The organism is Metabacillus halosaccharovorans (assembly GCF_002019635.1).
GTDB classification, from domain to species: domain Bacteria; phylum Bacillota; class Bacilli; order Bacillales; family Bacillaceae; genus Metabacillus; species Metabacillus halosaccharovorans.
The window spans coordinates 1954813-1972425 of the sequence record NZ_KV917372.1 but is presented as its reverse complement, the minus strand read 5'-3'; the positions used below and the strand labels follow the sequence as shown (position 1 = coordinate 1972425).

General features: G+C 34.9%; 13 protein-coding genes. 11 read left to right on the top strand and 2 right to left on the bottom strand.

The genetic code is table 11. The features are described 5' to 3' along the window. Positions 1-96: 96 nt before the first annotated feature. The 10 genes from BK577_RS23425 (at position 97) to BK577_RS23380 (ending at position 13319) form a co-directional block, all read left to right on the top strand. Positions 97-1581, top strand: a complete 1485-nt coding sequence (locus BK577_RS23425; protein WP_078435139.1) for a sugar ABC transporter ATP-binding protein — start codon at positions 97-99, stop codon at positions 1579-1581. Position 1582: 1 nt separating this feature from the next. Continuing rightward, the gene (locus BK577_RS23420) at positions 1583-2581 is read left to right on the top strand and encodes an ABC transporter permease (protein WP_078435138.1); all 999 of its coding nucleotides are present in this window, start codon (positions 1583-1585) and stop codon (positions 2579-2581) included. Between the two features lie 28 nt (positions 2582-2609). Beyond that, positions 2610-3536 carry a sugar ABC transporter substrate-binding protein gene (locus tag BK577_RS23415; RefSeq protein WP_051475573.1) on the top strand — a complete coding sequence of 309 codons (927 nt, stop codon included), beginning with the start codon at positions 2610-2612 and terminating at the stop codon, positions 3534-3536. A gap of 118 nt (positions 3537-3654) precedes the next feature. Continuing rightward, a complete protein-coding gene (locus tag BK577_RS23410) occupies positions 3655-5178 on the top strand; it encodes a DUF1593 domain-containing protein (RefSeq protein WP_026560687.1) in 1524 nt (507 codons plus the stop codon). Positions 5179-5306: 128 nt separating this feature from the next. Next, on the top strand, positions 5307-7067 hold the full coding sequence (locus BK577_RS23405; RefSeq protein WP_026560688.1) for a sensor histidine kinase: 1761 nt from the start codon (positions 5307-5309) through the stop codon (positions 7065-7067). A gap of 20 nt (positions 7068-7087) precedes the next feature. Next, on the top strand, positions 7088-8338 hold the full coding sequence (locus BK577_RS23400) for a response regulator (protein ID WP_026560689.1): 1251 nt from the start codon (positions 7088-7090) through the stop codon (positions 8336-8338). Between the two features lie 259 nt (positions 8339-8597). Then, complete coding sequence (locus tag BK577_RS23395; protein WP_078435137.1) at positions 8598-9533, top strand: carbohydrate ABC transporter permease; 936 nt, start codon at positions 8598-8600, stop codon at positions 9531-9533. Positions 9534-9541: 8 nt separating this feature from the next. Then, on the top strand, positions 9542-10369 hold the full coding sequence (locus tag BK577_RS23390; RefSeq protein WP_026560691.1) for a carbohydrate ABC transporter permease: 828 nt from the start codon (positions 9542-9544) through the stop codon (positions 10367-10369). A gap of 110 nt (positions 10370-10479) precedes the next feature. After that, positions 10480-11745 (top strand): ABC transporter substrate-binding protein, encoded by a 1266-nt coding sequence (locus tag BK577_RS23385; RefSeq protein WP_034332471.1) that lies wholly within the window; start codon positions 10480-10482, stop codon positions 11743-11745. A gap of 101 nt (positions 11746-11846) precedes the next feature. Beyond that, the gene (locus tag BK577_RS23380) at positions 11847-13319 is read left to right on the top strand and encodes a DUF5605 domain-containing protein (protein WP_026560693.1); all 1473 of its coding nucleotides are present in this window, start codon (positions 11847-11849) and stop codon (positions 13317-13319) included. 73 nt (positions 13320-13392) lie between these two features. Here BK577_RS23380 and BK577_RS23375 read toward each other — a convergent pair whose 3' ends face one another. Next, positions 13393-14430, bottom strand: coding sequence for a LacI family DNA-binding transcriptional regulator (locus BK577_RS23375; protein WP_026560694.1), 1038 nt, complete (start codon positions 14428-14430; stop codon positions 13393-13395). 157 nt (positions 14431-14587) lie between these two features. After that, positions 14588-15547, bottom strand: coding sequence for a nucleoside hydrolase (locus BK577_RS23370; RefSeq protein ID WP_026560695.1), 960 nt, complete (start codon positions 15545-15547; stop codon positions 14588-14590). 344 nt (positions 15548-15891) lie between these two features. Between BK577_RS23370 and BK577_RS23365 the strand changes: the two genes are divergently transcribed. After that, the gene (locus tag BK577_RS23365; protein ID WP_034332473.1) at positions 15892-17613 is read left to right on the top strand and encodes a sensor histidine kinase; all 1722 of its coding nucleotides are present in this window, start codon (positions 15892-15894) and stop codon (positions 17611-17613) included.

The window sequence follows — 17613 nt, the reverse complement described above, 5'->3', positions numbered from 1 at the left end:
TTAGAGTTGCCCTTAATGAGAGTGCTTTTATTAACTATATTCTAGACAAAGTTTTTGTAACCGCTAACAACAAGTGGATAGAAATGGGGTGGGAATATGGAATTAAGAATGAGTGGAATTTGCAAAAGTTTTGGGGCTGTTCAGGTATTAAAAGATGCTGGGATCCATGTGAAAGAAAAGGAAATACACGCATTAATGGGTGAAAATGGAGCAGGTAAGTCTACTTTAATGAAAATACTAACAGGTGTCTATACAAAGGACACCGGAGATATAGAAATAAACGGAGAACTTTTTGAGTTAACTAGTATAAAGGATAGTGAAAATAAAAAAATTGCTTTTATTCATCAAGAACTCAATGTTTTAAACGAAATGAGTATTGTGGATAATATGTTTTTGGGTAAGGAAAAAAAGAATAAATTAGGCCTAATAGATAAGAAAGCAATGGTTAAAATAGCAAAGGAAAAGCTTCAAATGCTGGGCTTAGACATTGATCCAAGCACACTTATTAAAGATATTTCTATAGGAAGTCGCCAGCTTGTAGAGATAGCAAAAGCATTATTAATGGATGCAGAGCTTATTATCATGGATGAACCTACTGCTGCATTAACCGATAAAGAGATAGCCTTATTATTTAAAATTATCAGGGAACTAAGAGATAAAGGGGTTTCTTTTGTTTATATATCACATCGAATGGAAGAAATCTTTGACATTTGTGATGAAATTACCATTATGCGGGATGGTGCCTATATTGGTCAAAAAACAATTAAGGAGACCTCTTTCGATGAAATCGTAAGTATGATGGTAGGCTACGATTTAGATGAACGGTTCCCGAGGATTGAAATCTCTCCTGGTGAAACCATACTATCAGTTAAAGATTTGTCTCAAAAAGGTAAATTTGAGAATGTCAGTTTCGATGTTAGAAAGGGAGAAATTTTAGGTTTTTCAGGACTTATGGGTTCAGGAAGAACAGAAGTTATGCATGCTATATTTGGTAGTACCAAATTTGATTCAGGAGAAATTCACATAAGTGGAAAAAAGGTTAATATTAGTTCCCCTATTGTCGCAAAACGAATGGGACTTGGTTTTATTACAGAAGATCGAAAAAATGAAGGACTAATCTTAGATTTTTCAGTTAGGGATAATATGGCCTTACCATCTTTATCTTCATTTGCGAATAATAAACTAATAGAAGATAGATCTATAAGAAGTATGGTAGAAGAGTTCATCGGAAAGCTAAAGGTAAAAACAGCAAGCCAGGAAATTTCAGTTGGAAAGCTAAGTGGGGGAAATCAACAAAAAATTGTCATAGCCAAATGGCTAATAACGAATCCCAAAATACTTATCCTGGATGAACCTACACGCGGTGTTGATGTTGGTGCGAAGAAGGAAATCTATGAAATTATTAATCAATTAAAAAAGGCTGGTGTAGCAATTATTATTGTATCAAGTGAATTGCCTGAAATACTTGGTATTTGTGATCGCATTGCAGTGATGCATGAGAAAAAGTTAGTGAAGATTTTTAATCGAGACGAAGCAACACAAGAAAGTGTCATGCAATATGCTGCAGTGGGAGGGATATAAAATGGCTAATCTCGGTAATATCTATCGAAAGAATGGAACTGTACATGGAGAGAGTGAAGAAAAAGCTAACCTTAGTAATATATATCGGAAGTATGGAACTGTAATTGCCCTATTTGTATTAGTATTAATTATTTCAATAATGAATTCTAAGTTTCTATCAATGTATAATATTTTGAATGTTTTCCGTCAGGTTTCAATAAATGGTTTAATTGCTTTTGGAATGACATTCGTTATTCTAACCGGCGGAATAGACTTATCAGTAGGTGCCATTTTAGCTTTAACAGGAATGGTGTTAGGGTTAATGGTTGCGTCAGGTACACCTGATTTAATAGCAATTCCATTAGTGTTGCTATTAGGAGCGTTATTAGGATGGTTTAATGGAGTACTTATCTCAAAAGTTAAATTACAGGCGTTTATTGTTACTTTGGCAACAATGACGATGTTTAGCGGGATAACGATGATTATTTCTGATGGTATTCCAGCAATGGGTATAACAGAGAATTCTCCAATATTAAATTTCTTTAGCCAAGGGGATATTTTGGGTATTCCATTTCCGATGATTATTCTTCTTGTTGTCTTTGCCCTATTGTTAATAATACTCCAAAAAACAGTCTTTGGTAGAGGCGTATATGCTATCGGTGGAAATGAAGAAGTTGCAAGATTATCTTCATTACCAACAGATCGAATTAAAACATCAGTATATATTATAAGTGGTGTTATGTCTGCGTTAGCTGGTGTTATATTGACATCCCGTCTAAGTTCTTCACAACCTACTGCTGGTGCTGGCTTTGAACTAGACGCTATTGCAGCAGTTGTTATTGGTGGTACTAGCTTAGCGGGTGGAAAAGGAAGGTTATTTGGAACATTAATTGGAGTCCTTATTATCGGTGTACTAAATAATGGATTAAATATTATCGGTGTATCTGCATTCTATCAGCAATTCATTAAAGGGCTAGTGATACTCCTTGCGGTGATTTTGGATCGTAAGAGTTCTAGATAATTCAGCTAACTATTAAGGGGGAGAAAAAATGAAGAAGTTATTATTAGTTTTGCTTTCAATTTTGACATTTATGATGGTAGCATGTAGCAATCAATCCAGTGGAGATGGAGGAAAAGAAAAAATAGCTTTATTAATGGCTGACTTAGGAAACCCTTTCTTTCATGTACTTCGTGATGCTGTTGTCGAACAGGGTGAAGAACTAGGATATGAGGTATTAGTCTACGATGGACAAAATGACCCTTCTAAGCAACCTTCTCAAGTAGAGGATGCCCTTCAACAAGGAGTAAGCGCTATCGTAATCAACCCTGGAGATGAATCGTCGACAGCAAACGCTCTAAGGGATGCTATCGCACAGGATATTCCTGTTGTAACAGTTGATAGATCAGTAGATGTAGAAGGTGTTTTATCATATTTAGTGACTGATAATTTAAAAGGTGGAAAGCTTGTAGGAGAATGGTTACAAGAAAAATTACCTGAAGGTGGTAAGGTCATTCATATTGAAGGTATTATCGGTACAGCTCCACAACGAGAACGTGGGGGCGGCTTCTTAAGCGTTATTGATCCAGAACAAAACCCGGATAGTGAATTTGAAATTTTGGACACAGCAGTTGGTGATTTCTCAATGGCACCTGCGGAAAGTGCAATGTCAGATTTTTTAGCAAAACATGATGATATTGATGTGGTATTTGCTCAAAACGATACAATGGCAGTTGGAGTAGCACGTGCAATTGAAACGGCCGGACGACAAGATGATGGAATTATTGTTATCGGTTTTGATGGAGCGAAAGAAGCGTACGATTTAATAGATAAAGGAGAAATGGAAGTAACAGCTGTACAAGATTTTGAATTTATCGGTTCTGAAGCTGTTAATTATGTACACGACTTCTTGAAGGATGGTAAAAAACCTGAGGAAAAAGTATTGGTTGATGTTTATATGTCAGATGAAAAAAAGTAAGAAAATAGATTGCTAGTTCCTTAAGTCTCTCGGTATATTAGACGGGGGACTTTGTATTTATTTAATATTTGAAATATTTACTCATTAGAAAACTTTTATTTTTAGGAGAAGTGATAATATGACTAGGGATAAGAAGCTTCGTACCGTAGTTTTGCACGACCCAGAGCTTGATGATCTTAATACGATCATTCGATATCTGCTCTACAGTCATCAATTTGAAACAGAAGGACTGATTTATTCAAGTAGTCGATTTCATTGGAAGGGTGACGGCAAGGGTACATTATTCAGTGGGGAGTCTGAACATTCTCAGCTTGGAATAGGACCGATTCCTCAATGGCGATGGGATGAGGGCTCATGCTTTATGGAGGATGCTGTCGAAGCCTACGCCGAAGTGTATCCGAATCTTTTGGTTCATGCAGAAGGTTACCCACACCCTGATGAGTTACGCTCCCGGATTTATGAGGGCAATGTGGAATTTCCAGGAGACATTTCAAAGGACAGTCCAGGATCAGATCTCATCAAGGAATTGATTCTAGATGATAAGCCGGGCAAATTATACTTGTTAACGGGAGCGGGCCAATCAACGATCGGAAGGGCTCTGAAGTCAATTGAAGAGGAATACAAGAATAGTAGTCAATGGAAGAATATTTATGAAAAGATTGCCAAAAAGGTAGTCATCCAGTCATTTGGTGATCAAGATGGAGTCTACGAATCCTATATTGGTCCAATTTGGCCAGATATTGAATTTCGTGAAATGGCAACATCAATCTGGGGATACCCCGCACGTAGAGTAGTTCTACCTGAGGACCGTCATTTTCTTTCAGCTGCATGGACGCGTGAAAATATATCCAACGTCGGACCTTTCGGAGAGCTTTATATGGTTTGGGGAGATGGAAAACAAATGCATAAGAATGATATTACTGACTTTTTCGGATTTGCTGGTGTAACTGTAGAGCAACTTAAGGAACTCGGTTACATACCGTGGTATGGTGGGGTTGAAGAGCCCGGTTCCTGGATATCCGAGGGTGACACATCGATGTACATGAATCTCCTGGACAATGGCCTTGATGCTCATGTGGATGCAAGCTTTGGTGGCTGGGGAGGTAGAAACGGCAAAGACATTGATCCTAATGGCATGGCTTCAAAAGACTATTCTTCCTCACGTTGGTTCGGAGCTGCTCAACGAGACTTTGCAGCTAGGATGCAGTGGACTATTACACCGGAATATAAGGATGCAAATCACCATCCAGTTGTCGAGGTAGTCGGCTTGGAGAACACAGTTGTTAGACCTGGGCAAACCATTATCTTAAAGGCGGTTGTTAAGGATCCAGATGGAGATAATCTTACAGGTCACTGGTGGCAATATGAGGAAGCAGGTACTTATCCTGGACAGATAGACTTAATTTCCGATGGGGAAGAACAAAATACTAAGTCGGAGAATTTCTATCCATTTGTTGTTCCGTCTCCAGGTTCACCAGAAATTGCAAAGTTAATAAAAGATGAGATCAAGGTAATAAGTCAATTTACTGTACCTACAGATGCTGTTAATGGGCAAACGCTACACTTTATTCTCGAAGCAACGGACAATGGTGATAAACCTTTAACATCATACAAGAGGGTAGTATTAACTGTCTCAAGATAGAAGTCGGAGAACTTTTATAACTACAACTTTAAAAATTAGCATTCATTTTTGTGTTAATCCTTATCTACCTTTTTCAGGGAGATAAGGATTATTTTCATATTATTCAATGCAGCAGCTGGAGGAGCGATATGAAACAAAAACCTACTATATTATTACAAATGATTATTGGATTTTCTATTATCATGATTATAACCATCTCAATAAGTAGTTATTTTTCTTATCGGTTTTCCTCTAAGGTGGTAGTTAATAAAACATCACAATACTTACTAGAGTCGGTTATTCAAATGAGTGGGAAAATAGATCGTATGCTAGAGGAATATGACCGTCTTTCGCTAAGGATTGCCTTACATTCTGATACGCAGGAATATTTAAAGAATATAAATGAAAAACCACTTGGTCGAGAAGTTCGTGATTATAATGTTCAAAAAGTGATTACGCATGAACAGGCCTATCTTGGAAATGAATTTTTGGTAGAACTCGTTGGCAACCAAGGGGAAGGAGGATTCTACCATCCATTTCATATTAAACAGATGGATTGGTATCCATTCCTTGATTCAGCTGGAGGGATGTTCTGGACAACGAATAATATGTTATATGACATAGAAACGGAGGATTTGATTCATGGCATTTTAGGTGTAAGAGAGATTAAAGATTATTCTCATCCATCTCAAAATATTGGTTATATGCTAACAGTAATTCCAGTTGAAGCTACGGAGGATGTTGTTGGAAATTTCCTTGCAAATCCTTCTAATAAGGTTCAGGTTATTGACTCAACGGGACGTATATTGTACTCAACTGACTCAGGTGAGTTTGGCCAAATTATAGACGGTCCTTTCCTGGGAGAGGTTCACGATAGTAAAAATAATGGAAATATCACACAGGAGGAAATAGATGGAAATTCGGTGTATATCTCATCTTACACATCAAACTATAGTAACTGGACAGTAGTTACTTATATAGATGTTGAAGAAGCCGTAATGGATTTAAAAGGAATGAAAAATAGTACGTTTTTTATCGTGATTCTTGGAATTATTGCTTCTTTATTATTTTCTTCCTTCTTCTCATGGTCATTATCGAGGCCGATAAGAGATTTAGCTTCCCGCATGTCTAATCTAAAAAGAGGAAAATTAAAACCCTATACAGGAACAATGAATAATAGAGAGGTTACTGTCCTTTACGATAGCTTTAATCATATGATCGAAAATTTAGAAGAAACAATAAGGATTTTGTCTTTTAAACAAATAAGAGAAAAACAGGCACAACTAATCGCAATGAAAGCTCAATTTCAACCTCATTTTTTATACAATTCACTCAATACCATTTATTATTATGCAATAAGTGAAAAGGAAAACAAGCTTGCAGAGATGGTATTGTCATTAAGCGAACTTCTGCGGTATAGTATCCAACCTGGATCTGAATTTGTACGGCTAAAGGAAGATTTAAAGCAATTAAACCATTATATTGAACTACAACGTTATCGCTATGAAGATAAACTGCAAATTAAGATGAATGTGGAAGAAGAACTTCTCGAATTTCCAGTAATGAAGCTGTTACTACAGCCCCTAGTAGAAAATGCGATTACCCATGGATTAGAGAGTATAAAAAGAAAGTATTGGTTAATTAATATTTCCATTACAAAGGAAGACAACATGGTTAAATTCATTGTAGAGGATAATGGAAAAGGTATGAACGAAGAAGAAATGGAAAATGCTTTGAAATACAATGAAGATCTAGAATCTGAGACCGATAAAATGATGCATTCAGGAATTGGACTTTCCAACCTGCATCATCGGGTCAAATTGATATATGGTAATCAGTATGAACTTGAATTAAGTTCTAGCTCTTTGGGAGGACTTAAAGTTCAGCTCGTAATTCCTTTTCTACAATGAGATAACAGAGGAGGGGTAAGATGAAAATATTGCTCGTAGATGATGAACCATTCGCCTTACGGACGCTTAAAGAAATGATTCAAGATGCAAAAAGTAGCTGGGAGATAGTAGCGGCTGTTGAAGATGGTGAAGAAGCCATTACGATTCTACAGAAGCATGAAGTTGATTTGGTCATATCTGACATTCGCATGCCTGCAGTAGACGGTTTGGGATTAAGTAAATATATTGAAGAGAATTTCTCTAATATAAAAGTAATCCTATTAACTGGATACAAGGATTTTGGATATGCTCAGCAAGCTCTCAGGTGTGGAGTAGTTGATTATCTTTTAAAACCCAGTTCCTTTGAATCTCTTTTTGAATCAATTGAAAAAATCGAAGACTGTATTTTGAAAGAGAAATATGTAAATAGATTAAGAAAGAAACGAGAAAGAGATATACTAGAAAAACGGTTAGACGATCTACTTTTTGGTTTACCTATCCCACTTTATGATGATGAATTAATACCTAGATTTAATGAAATATTGATCTTCACCTGTTGTATAAAAGAAGCTAGCGCACTTCAAGCGGGTTGGGTGGAGATTAATGCATATTCAGCAATTAAGAATATTATTGAGGAATGGTTCCTTACTTTTGGGAAAGCGTATGTCATTGTTCAGGAACAACATATTGCTGTTATTGTTTTCTTTAATGATAGTGAAGATAAAAGACTGGTTTATAAGGAAATATTGAGCCGTCTTTATGAACTAATTCGTGCACTGTTAAAATTTGAGTTATTAATAGGATTTGGCTTTCCATGCAGTAATTTAACAGAACTTCATTTCCGTTATAAAGAAAGTATGTATGCCATGGAAGAAGCAAGAAAAAATAATGTTTCTACTATTAGCTTTTATGGAGATATCGAGCAAAATACAGATAAAGTTAAACAACTTGAAAAAAAATATGAAGGAAAAAAGAACCGTCGTGTTATTGAAATTATACTTGAGAAGATGAGAACCTATCTCTTCGAGGATTTAACCTTAAAATTATTAGCAGAAGAAGTTTATTTGAATCCAACTTATCTTGGGAGAATTTTTAAACAGGAAACAGGCGAGAGTTTTTCCAGCTATCTCATCAATCTGCGTATTGAAAAAGCTAAGGAATTGTTGAGGAACCCTGCATTAAAAATTTACGAAGTTTGCGAACAAGTCGGTTATAATGACCCAGCTCATTTTACTCATGTGTTTAAAAAATCTGTAGGAATAACACCACAGGAATATAAAATGAGATCTTAATATGAAAAAGAATGGTCAATAAGTTATCGTTGATCATTCTTTTTTTGTTGTTCATTAAAGAAGTTTTTGAAAGCGCTTTTAAATTAGTTGTAAAAACACAAGATATATCACATTCACCTCCTATTAATCAAAAATAAACTATAGGATAATGAAAGCGTAAACAGTATATGGTTGTTTCGAATTAAAAAAGATATAAAAATTTAAGTGACAAAGGACCTGGTAAGTTGTATTTAGACTGCTTTTAATAGGAGGGGATCTGATGAAACAAGAAGTAATAGAAAAAAGTGTACCTATTTCAAGTCCACAAAAAATAGTAAGAAAGACGGAATTAAAACGGACTTTGAAGCCGATATTGTATATGCTTCCGGCTCTAATTATTTATATAACTGTTATCGTAATACCTACATTTTATACTTTTTATCTTAGTCTCTTTGAATGGAATGGTGTTTCTGTTGAGAAAATCTTTGTAGGTTTCGGTAATTATATTAACTTATTTACAAATGACACCGTATTTTTAAAAGGGTTGAAAAATAATGTTATCTGGACTGTCTTGTCATTAGTTTTTAGTATGGGATTTGCACTTTTACTAGCATTAATGCTAAATAAAAGTTTTAAAGGTAGAGCGTTGTTTAGAGCTGTTTTCTATTTTCCATTTATTCTATCAAATATCGTTGTTGCGATCATCTGGGTATGGATTTATCACCCAAATATGGGGTTGCTAAATGAATTACTTAATAAGGTAGGAATTGATAGCATTCCATGGTTAGCGGATCCAAAAATTGCTTTATATGCCGTATTTATTGCTGCGACATGGCAACATGTAGGAAGTTCAATGGTTATTTTCTTAGCAGGATTACAATCAATGTCGAAAGAGCCGTTTGAAGCAGCAAAAGTAGATGGAGCAAATAGTTTTCAAGCATTTTACAATATCACATTACCGCTTTTGCGAGAAACATTTATTATTGTTTTTGCTACAACGTTATTTTATTCAATGAGAGTGTTTGACATCATTTATGCGATGACTGGTGGTGGACCGTCACATAGTACACAAGTTTTAGCTTCATGGATGTATTATCAAGGATTTACGTTAAATAATGTTGGAACTGGTTCTGCTATATCTATGATTCTATTATTCCTGGTTATGATCATAGCTGTACCATATATTTTATGGCAAGGTAAAAAATCACATGTTTAAGAGGGAGTGTGAAAAAGTTGAAACCGTCTAGGTTGTTATTTTATATCTTTATTACTTCGTTTGCTTTGGTCTGGTTAATACCCGTGTTCTTTCTATTCTTAACTTCACTAAAATCCAATGGCGATTTATTCGGGAATCCACTGTATGCCCTGCCGGAAGAATTTCAATGGGGAAATTTTGTGGAAGCTTGGAAAGAAGGAAATTTAGGGATGTATATGAAGAATAGTCTGATCATCTCCGTCATTAAAGTTCCACTAGGTATTTTTGTGGCTGCGTTAGCGGCGTTTGGTCTAACTCGTCTTAACTTTAAATGGGAAAAACCCGTCTATTTGTTTATTATCTTAGGAATGACAATCCCATTTCAGGCTTGTTTAGTCCCGTTGGTTATTATGTTAAATAAGGTGAATCTAATGGATACACACGTTGGATTAATCTTTATCTATATAGGCTTTGGTATACCAATGGCAACTTTAATTTTATATGGATTTTTTAAAGGAATTCCTAATGAATTAGATGAGGCAGCTAGAATAGATGGGTGCAGTGACCTCTTTTTATTCCTGAGAATTATTTTACCAGTAGCATTACCAGCCATTTCAACTCTAGTCATTTTAGACTTTTTGGCAACATGGAATGAATTTCTGTTAGCTCAAATTTTCTTGACATCGGATGAACTTAAAACAATTACAACAGGAATCATGTCATTCAAAGGCGAGTATTCTACAAATTATCCGCTAATGATGTCAGGTGTTCTATTATCGGTTTTACCTGTTCTTCTTGTCTATCTTATCTTCCAGAAACATTTTGTGAATGGTTTTGGTGGAGCAGTAAAAGGTTAGGATTGATGGTAATAGAATACAATGATTTAAATTTTATGTTCTATTACTTTTAATATACAAGTTTTAAGAGAGAAAAATATTTTTCATTAAACAAACAAGGGGAGATCCAAATGAAAAGATTGTTTTCAATTACAATGATCACAGTGTTAGTTTTATCAATCTTAAGTGCATGTAGCTCAAAAGGGAATGAAAGCGCTAATAGTAGTGAATCAGAGGACAAAATTACGGTTGAATTTTGGGGTCTTGATACTCAGAAACGTATATATGAACCAGTTATTGAGGATTTTGAAAAAGAGCATCCTGAAATTGACATCAGTTATTCGACTAGAACAGTTGATGCTCATAAGGAGGGGTTAAAAGTTGCCGCTTCTTCTGATACAATGCCTGATGTCTGGTTTAACTGGGGAGGAACATTAGGTTCATTCTATCCGGAAAACGGGTTGACACTTGATTTAACAGAACATGCTGAGCAAGGAAAATGGAATGAATTATATTTAGAGACTGCACTTGAATTAACAAAGTTTGAAGAGAAAATTACCGGGGTACCTACAAAACTTGCAGGCTTAGGTATTTTCTATAGAAAAGATATTTTTGAAGAACAAGGTATTGAAGTACCAAAAACGTTTGACGAGTTTGAAGCAGTTATGGCGAAGTTAAAAGATAATAATATTACTCCTGTTTCAGTTGGAGGAAAATTCGGATGGCATACAATGAGATTTACTGAAGCAGTTCTAGAGCATTATGCAGGGCCTGAGTTAAAAGATCAGTTAATTAGCTTAGAACAATCCTGGGATAACCCAGCTGTTGAAGAAACTTACGCAAAATTAAAAGAGTGGGAAGGAAAAGGATATTTCCCGACAGGATTTATTACAGCAGATCCTAATGAAGCTAAGATGCCATTCTATAGTGGAGATGCTGCAATGCTATTAGAAGGACCTTGGTTTGATACTACTGCAACAGAGGATGAGTTTCCTTTAGAGAATATAGGTGTATTTCCGTTCCCAACTGATCAAGAACCTCAAAGGGTTTCTAGTTTTGTTGAGATGCTCCAAATAAATGGTCATGCATCGAAAGAAGTACAAGATGCGGCAGTAGAGTTTGCTTTATACGCAACATCTAAAGAAGTAATCGAAAAGTATAAAGATAATTATGATTTTCCTGTAGCGGCAGCTGGAGTAGAAATTCCGGAAGAGTTTCCTAATGTACCTACACTTGTAGACTCTCTTAATGAGGGAGCATTTGTCATTACTGACCAAGCATTACCTCAGGATCTAGTAGTTAAGTTTTTTGAAGCTCAAGATAATGTAATAACAGGTGAGTTTACACCAAAAGAAGCTGCCGAATTTTTACAAAAATCAGCAGAAGGGGTTAAATAGTTAATTTTTTGAAATGGAAAAGGAACAATCACTTAACTAGTGCCTGTTCCTTTTCATTTTACAAGTACTTTACAATATCAATCTGGAGGGGAAATGTAAAGATGGATAAACAGAAGAGTGTTGAGTGTTGGGATCGCTTTGAAGTTGAACTAGATGGACCTGATAATGGAAATCCGTTCATAGACATTAAATTAAGAGCGACATTTAGTATCGGTAATAGAGCGGTTACAGCAGATGGATTTTATGATGGAAACGGAAAATATAAGATACGATTTATGCCTGATACAGAAGGAGAATGGACGTTTACTACATATAGTAACAATTCTTCATTAAATGGGATAACGGGATCTTTTACAAGTACTACTCCCGGGGAAAATAATCACGGACCCGTACAAGTATCAGATCAAACTCATTTTCAGTATGCAGATGGAACACCGTTTTACCCATTTGGTACAACTGCCTATGTATGGAATCATCAAGGAGAAGAGCTTGAAAATCAAACATTAGAATCATTAAAAAATGCTCCATTTAATAAGATTCGTATGTGTGTATTTCCAAAGCATTATGATTATAACCTTCATGAACCAGTAGAGTTTGCTTTTGCAGGTTCTAAGGAGGAAGGTTTCGACTATACACTATTTAACCTTAGTTTTTTCCATAAATTAGAAAAACAGATTGATGACTTGTGTAATATGGGGATTGAAACAGATTTAATCATTTTCCATCCGTATGATAGATGGGGCTTTTCAGACATGGGAAAAGAAGCAGATGATCGATATTTAACTTATTTAGTAGCACGATTAGCATCTTTCCGTAACATCTGGTGGTCATTTGCAAATGAATTTGATTTAATGAAAAGTAAAAAAATGGACGATTGGGACCGTTTCTTTAAACTTGTGCAGGAAAAAGATCCGGCACAGCATTTAAGATCCATTCATAACTGGCATCACCCGACCATTCACTATCGTAATAATAACCATTGGTATGATCATAATAAGCCATGGGTCACTCATGCAAGTATCCAGCATCCTGATATGTTCTTTATTAAAGAGTGGCGTGAAACCTTCCGGAAACCGATCATTAATGATGAATGTCGTTATGAAGGGGACATCAACCATGGATGGGGAAATATTACAGGTGAAAAAATGGTTGAGCTATTTTGGGATGGTGTGTGTAGTGGAGGATATGTGACACATGGCGAAACATATATGCATCCGGAAGGAATTATCTGGTGGTCTCATGGTGGGGAACTTCATGGAGAAAGTCCGGAAAGGATCGCCTTCTTAAGAAATATAGTAGAAGAAGGTCCTGCGAAAAGACTAACTCCTATTGATTTTAGCTGGGATGTTTCTGCGGGAATCGTTGATGATGAATATATCTTAGCTTATTTCGGACAAAGCAGGCCTTCGTTTAAACGATTGCCGCTCCCGAAAGGTAATCAATATAAAGTTGAGTTAATTGATACCTGGGAAATGTCTATTACACCTTTAGAAGGTTTGTATACAGATGAGAGTCGTATTAACTTGCCTGGTAAACCGTATATGGCTTTAAGAATAACGAAGGTCTTATCATAAGTAGAGAATATAATAAGGAGGATGATTAATGGGATTGGCCATATAATCATCCTCCTTATTTCATTCTCTATCATTATTCATCTAAAGCCTTACAAGACTTTCTTATGATTAAATCTGTATCAACAAAAATTTTGATTTTATCTGTATCATTGTGGTCAATTTCTCTAATTAACTGTTCAATCGCCAGTAATGCTATTTTATCCTTTTTGACATGTATGGTTGTAAGCTCAGGAGTGATAACTTGAGATTCAAAAATATTATCGAAGCCGATAATTGAAATATCTTCTGGCACCTTAAGTCCTAGTTCGCTTAAGGATTTTATCGTACTAATGGCCATATAATCAGCTTCACAGAACAAAGCCGTAGGTAATTGATTAAGACGATTTTTTATTTTATCTTTAAAAACCTCTTGTGACGAAATGACAGTTGGTGAAATGGAGAAAAAATTATTATCATTAATTTTTAAATGACTATCAGATATGGCTTGGAGAAATCCCTTTTTTCTCATATCAAAGTTGTACATTCTCGCTTGTGATTCCACATATCCAATATTTTGATGCCCTAATTCCACTAAATATTTTCCTGCTTGATAAGCTCCGTAAACGTTGTTCATTACAACAAAATTTACATCTAATGTTTCGAAATTAGTATCTAATACAACTAAATTTGGTTGTATAGAAGAAACAAGTTTAATTTGTTCCGGTCTTAAGTTAGTACCTAATAACAAAATACCGGCTGATTTTTGTTCCCTCTCAAGTCTGGATATTTCTTCATCCAGTTTATCTATATTTATTGATGAAACAATAAGTGAATATCCGCTGGCACTTATTTGCTTTTCAATAGTGTTAATTAATTCTGTGAAAAATGGAAGTGATTCATATTGTTCTGTAACGATGCCTTCATTCGTACATGCAACAAATCTTAATAATTTTGAATGTGAGTGAAAATACTGATCAGCCTTAATAATTGGGCGAGGGATATATCCATGATCATGGGCGATTTTTAATATTTTGTCACGAGTTTCTTGACTCACCCCAGGTTTTCCGTTTAACGCTAAAGAAACAGCAGACTTAGAAACGTTTGCTAATTTAGCGATATCATCTATTTTCATAAAAAGGTACACCTACTTAAAGTTTAGTCTATTTTGTTAGATAAATTATTTAACCTAAATTATACCATAAGTTAAATTGTTTTAGTGGGAGTTTAGTTTGAAGACTGCCAATAATAACTACCCCTATTTCCTGCAGAAAAGGAAATAGGGGTAGTTATTATCCGTAATGTAATTTTAATTTAGCGTACATATCTTGTAACGTAAAAGTAGAATCAACAAAATGATACCAACGAATCAAGCGCTCTTTTTGATAATGAACATATCGCATATCAGAAGTTATTCTAGGTGCAGGCTTCATCTCGTATCCATACTGATGATCATCCAAAAGTAAACTAACGATTGGAGAGTCTCCTAAATGCCACATTTCGCCTTTTGGCCATCCTTCAAAATCTTTAGGATCAATTTCCTTACCGTCCTGTTTAGCGTGTTCGATCATATTAGGAATATATTTATCTACCATGTCAAAGTTGAAGTCTATTAGTTGTTGATACAGGTATGCGCCAATTTCTCCGTAAGGTTTAACATTAACAGCTAATTCTGCAATGCTCACACGCATAAGCTTATAAACGTTTTGTGGAATGACCCATAATGGAATAGGTGAACGGAAAATGACATTTGCTGCATTGATATCATTCATTAAGTTAAATTCAAATTCTCCTTCCGGCCAGGCACCGCAGCCAATCCAAAGTGCTGTCAGTTTGTCTGCGATTGCAGGTTCCTTCATGTAGGCTGCTGCTAAATCAGTGACAGGCCCTAAGAACGCAACATATAAAGGACTTGGATCATCCTTCATTGCTTCACGGATAATGAAATCAGCACCTTCTGATAATTGAGGCGTCTCTTCATCAGGCATTGCATTTACTGCTCCTTTATACACATCTACCTCGTCTCGAAGGTTCATAATATCTAAAACCTTGATCACTTCTTCATAGCTTTCTACCATAGAATATTCTGTTCGGTGTTTACCGAAATGGGCAGCTATTATTCCATCAATTTTAAAACGAGGTGTTAATAATGCGTGCACAATAGCAAATTGATCATCGGCTTCATTTTTAGCATCCGTATTAATAATTAAACGAATTTTCTTAGATTCAGGAATATCAAATGGATGTTTCATAGATAAATCCCCCTTTAGAGTACGATATATATAAATTTTAACAGCGAATGTAAGTGTATTCAATAAAAAAAATTAGTTAAAATCACATATTTTTAGTTATTATTTATATTATAATAACTAAAAAAATGGAAATTTTGTTGAGTGTAATAATTTAAGTGTTATATAATATAAAAAAATAAATCTATTTATATAAAAAAATTTATAAGATTTAAGTTCTTTTAAGGATAAGTTTTTAAGTAATTGTTAGAAAATTTTGTCAATTAGTGTATAATAAAAAATACTCAGTTATCCATGGGTATTTTTACCTTGTTTGGGTTAGATTCTATTACTCGGGGGCATAAGCAATGCGAAAGATAAAACCAGTCTTTAACTCCTTACTTTTTAAGCTATTCTTGGCAGTTTTTGCAGTAATTGGGCCGCTTCTCATCGTCTTAGTTGTTAATCAATATTATTCAGTATCTGTTATCCGTAACCAAGTAGCTCAATCGAATAAAAATATGCTGAATATATATATGGGTGAAATTGATCGAAACCTGGAAATAGTTGAAAAATATCTGTATCAACTTTCTCAAGATAACAGTGATCTAGCTTATTATCAATCGAGAGAGCAACATGATTTTAATGAGTTTCTTCAAGCAAAACTTCGTTTGAATAATACCTTACACTCTAATGCGGATTTTTACGGAGCTATCGATTCTGTTTTTGTGTACACAAGTGCTTATGATGACTTTTTAAATACACAAACATTTGGAAGTGATTTATTGGAAAGAGACTCAGCTAAGGATGAAATTTTACAATTTATAAGAACAAAGCCAGAACCACTTCAATATGGTCATTGGAGAATACTAGAAGGGAAGGATCGGAATTATCTTTTGTACTATATTAAAAATGAAAATATTTATGTGGGTGCTTGGGTTGATATTGACAAGTTAATCATACCTTTTAAGCATCTTGATTTTGGCGACACGGGTAGGGCTTTAATAGCGAATTCTTCATTTGAACCTTTAACAAGTAAACCGTTCGTAGAAAAGGAAGGGATCGATATTTCATTCAAGAAAAATATGTATGCGGTTTCAGGTGATGACGAACCGTTTATTGTCATGAAGGAGCATTCGAATAAAGGTGATTTCTATTTATTTGCGCTCATACCAGAAAGCAAGATTCTAGAACAATTACCATTTCTATATAAAATATCATCAGTGTTTATATTTATTTCCATCCTGTTTTTATCATTCTTTTTGTTTATCATGAGGAAGATTTTTCTTCAACCAATTTCTCAACTTGTATTTGCGATGAAGAAACTTCGTAAGGGGGACTTAGATATCAGACTCCCCGGAAGGCATAGTTCTACAGAGTTTGCCGTTTTGAATGAAACATTTAACCATATGATCTCGGAAATAAAAGATTTAAAAATTAATATTTATGAAGAAAAATTGAATCATCAGCGAGCAGAATTAAAACATTTACAGCTACAAATTAATCCACACTTTTTTCTTAACTCGTTAAATATTATCTATAATTTGGCAACGGTAAAGGATTATGCAGTCATTCAAGAAATGGCAAAGTGTTTAGCAAATTATTTCCGTTTCATGTTTAAAAGTAATTCATATTTCGTTCGTTTAAAAGATGAAATCATGCATACTGATAACTATTTAAAAATTCAGCAGCTACGTTACCCAGATTCGTTTGTATACACGATTCAAACACCTACTGAGTTAGCAGAGTGTAAAATACCTCCGCTCGTGATTCAAACCTTGGTTGAAAATTCAATCAAGCATGCGTTTACTATGGATGAACCAATAAACATTTCAATAGTAGTTGTACAAGAAAATAATGAATTCATTTCAATAAAGGTACAAGATACAGGGGAAGGCTTCCCTGAAGAAGTGTTAAATAGTTTAGAAAATGATGAAGTATTAATGACTGACGAAGGAGAACGTATTGGTATCTGGAATATAAAAAGAAGACTCAATTTGTTATATAAAGATCAAACAGACATTCATTTCTCAAATGAACATGGTAAAGGAGCAACTGTCATTATAAGATTGCCGATTGAAATCATGTAA

What these genes read in the sequence shown, in the direction of transcription:
- BK577_RS23375 (WP_026560694.1), bottom strand. Translation starts at nt 14,430, where the DNA reads ATGAAAATAGATGATATCGCTAAATTAGCAAACGTTTCTAAGTCTGCT.
- BK577_RS23370 (WP_026560695.1), bottom strand. Translation starts at nt 15,547, where the DNA reads ATGAAACATCCATTTGATATTCCTGAATCTAAGAAAATTCGTTTAATT.
- BK577_RS23400 (WP_026560689.1), top strand. Translation starts at nt 7,088, where the DNA reads ATGAAAATATTGCTCGTAGATGATGAACCATTCGCCTTACGGACGCTT.
- BK577_RS23405 (WP_026560688.1), top strand. Translation starts at nt 5,307, where the DNA reads ATGAAACAAAAACCTACTATATTATTACAAATGATTATTGGATTTTCT.
- BK577_RS23365 (WP_034332473.1), top strand. Translation starts at nt 15,892, where the DNA reads ATGCGAAAGATAAAACCAGTCTTTAACTCCTTACTTTTTAAGCTATTC.
- BK577_RS23380 (WP_026560693.1), top strand. Translation starts at nt 11,847, where the DNA reads ATGGATAAACAGAAGAGTGTTGAGTGTTGGGATCGCTTTGAAGTTGAA.
- BK577_RS23415 (WP_051475573.1), top strand. Translation starts at nt 2,610, where the DNA reads ATGAAGAAGTTATTATTAGTTTTGCTTTCAATTTTGACATTTATGATG.
- BK577_RS23395 (WP_078435137.1), top strand. Translation starts at nt 8,598, where the DNA reads ATGAAACAAGAAGTAATAGAAAAAAGTGTACCTATTTCAAGTCCACAA.
- BK577_RS23420 (WP_078435138.1), top strand. Translation starts at nt 1,583, where the DNA reads ATGGCTAATCTCGGTAATATCTATCGAAAGAATGGAACTGTACATGGA.
- BK577_RS23410 (WP_026560687.1), top strand. Translation starts at nt 3,655, where the DNA reads ATGACTAGGGATAAGAAGCTTCGTACCGTAGTTTTGCACGACCCAGAG.
- BK577_RS23385 (WP_034332471.1), top strand. Translation starts at nt 10,480, where the DNA reads ATGAAAAGATTGTTTTCAATTACAATGATCACAGTGTTAGTTTTATCA.
- BK577_RS23425 (WP_078435139.1), top strand. Translation starts at nt 97, where the DNA reads ATGGAATTAAGAATGAGTGGAATTTGCAAAAGTTTTGGGGCTGTTCAG.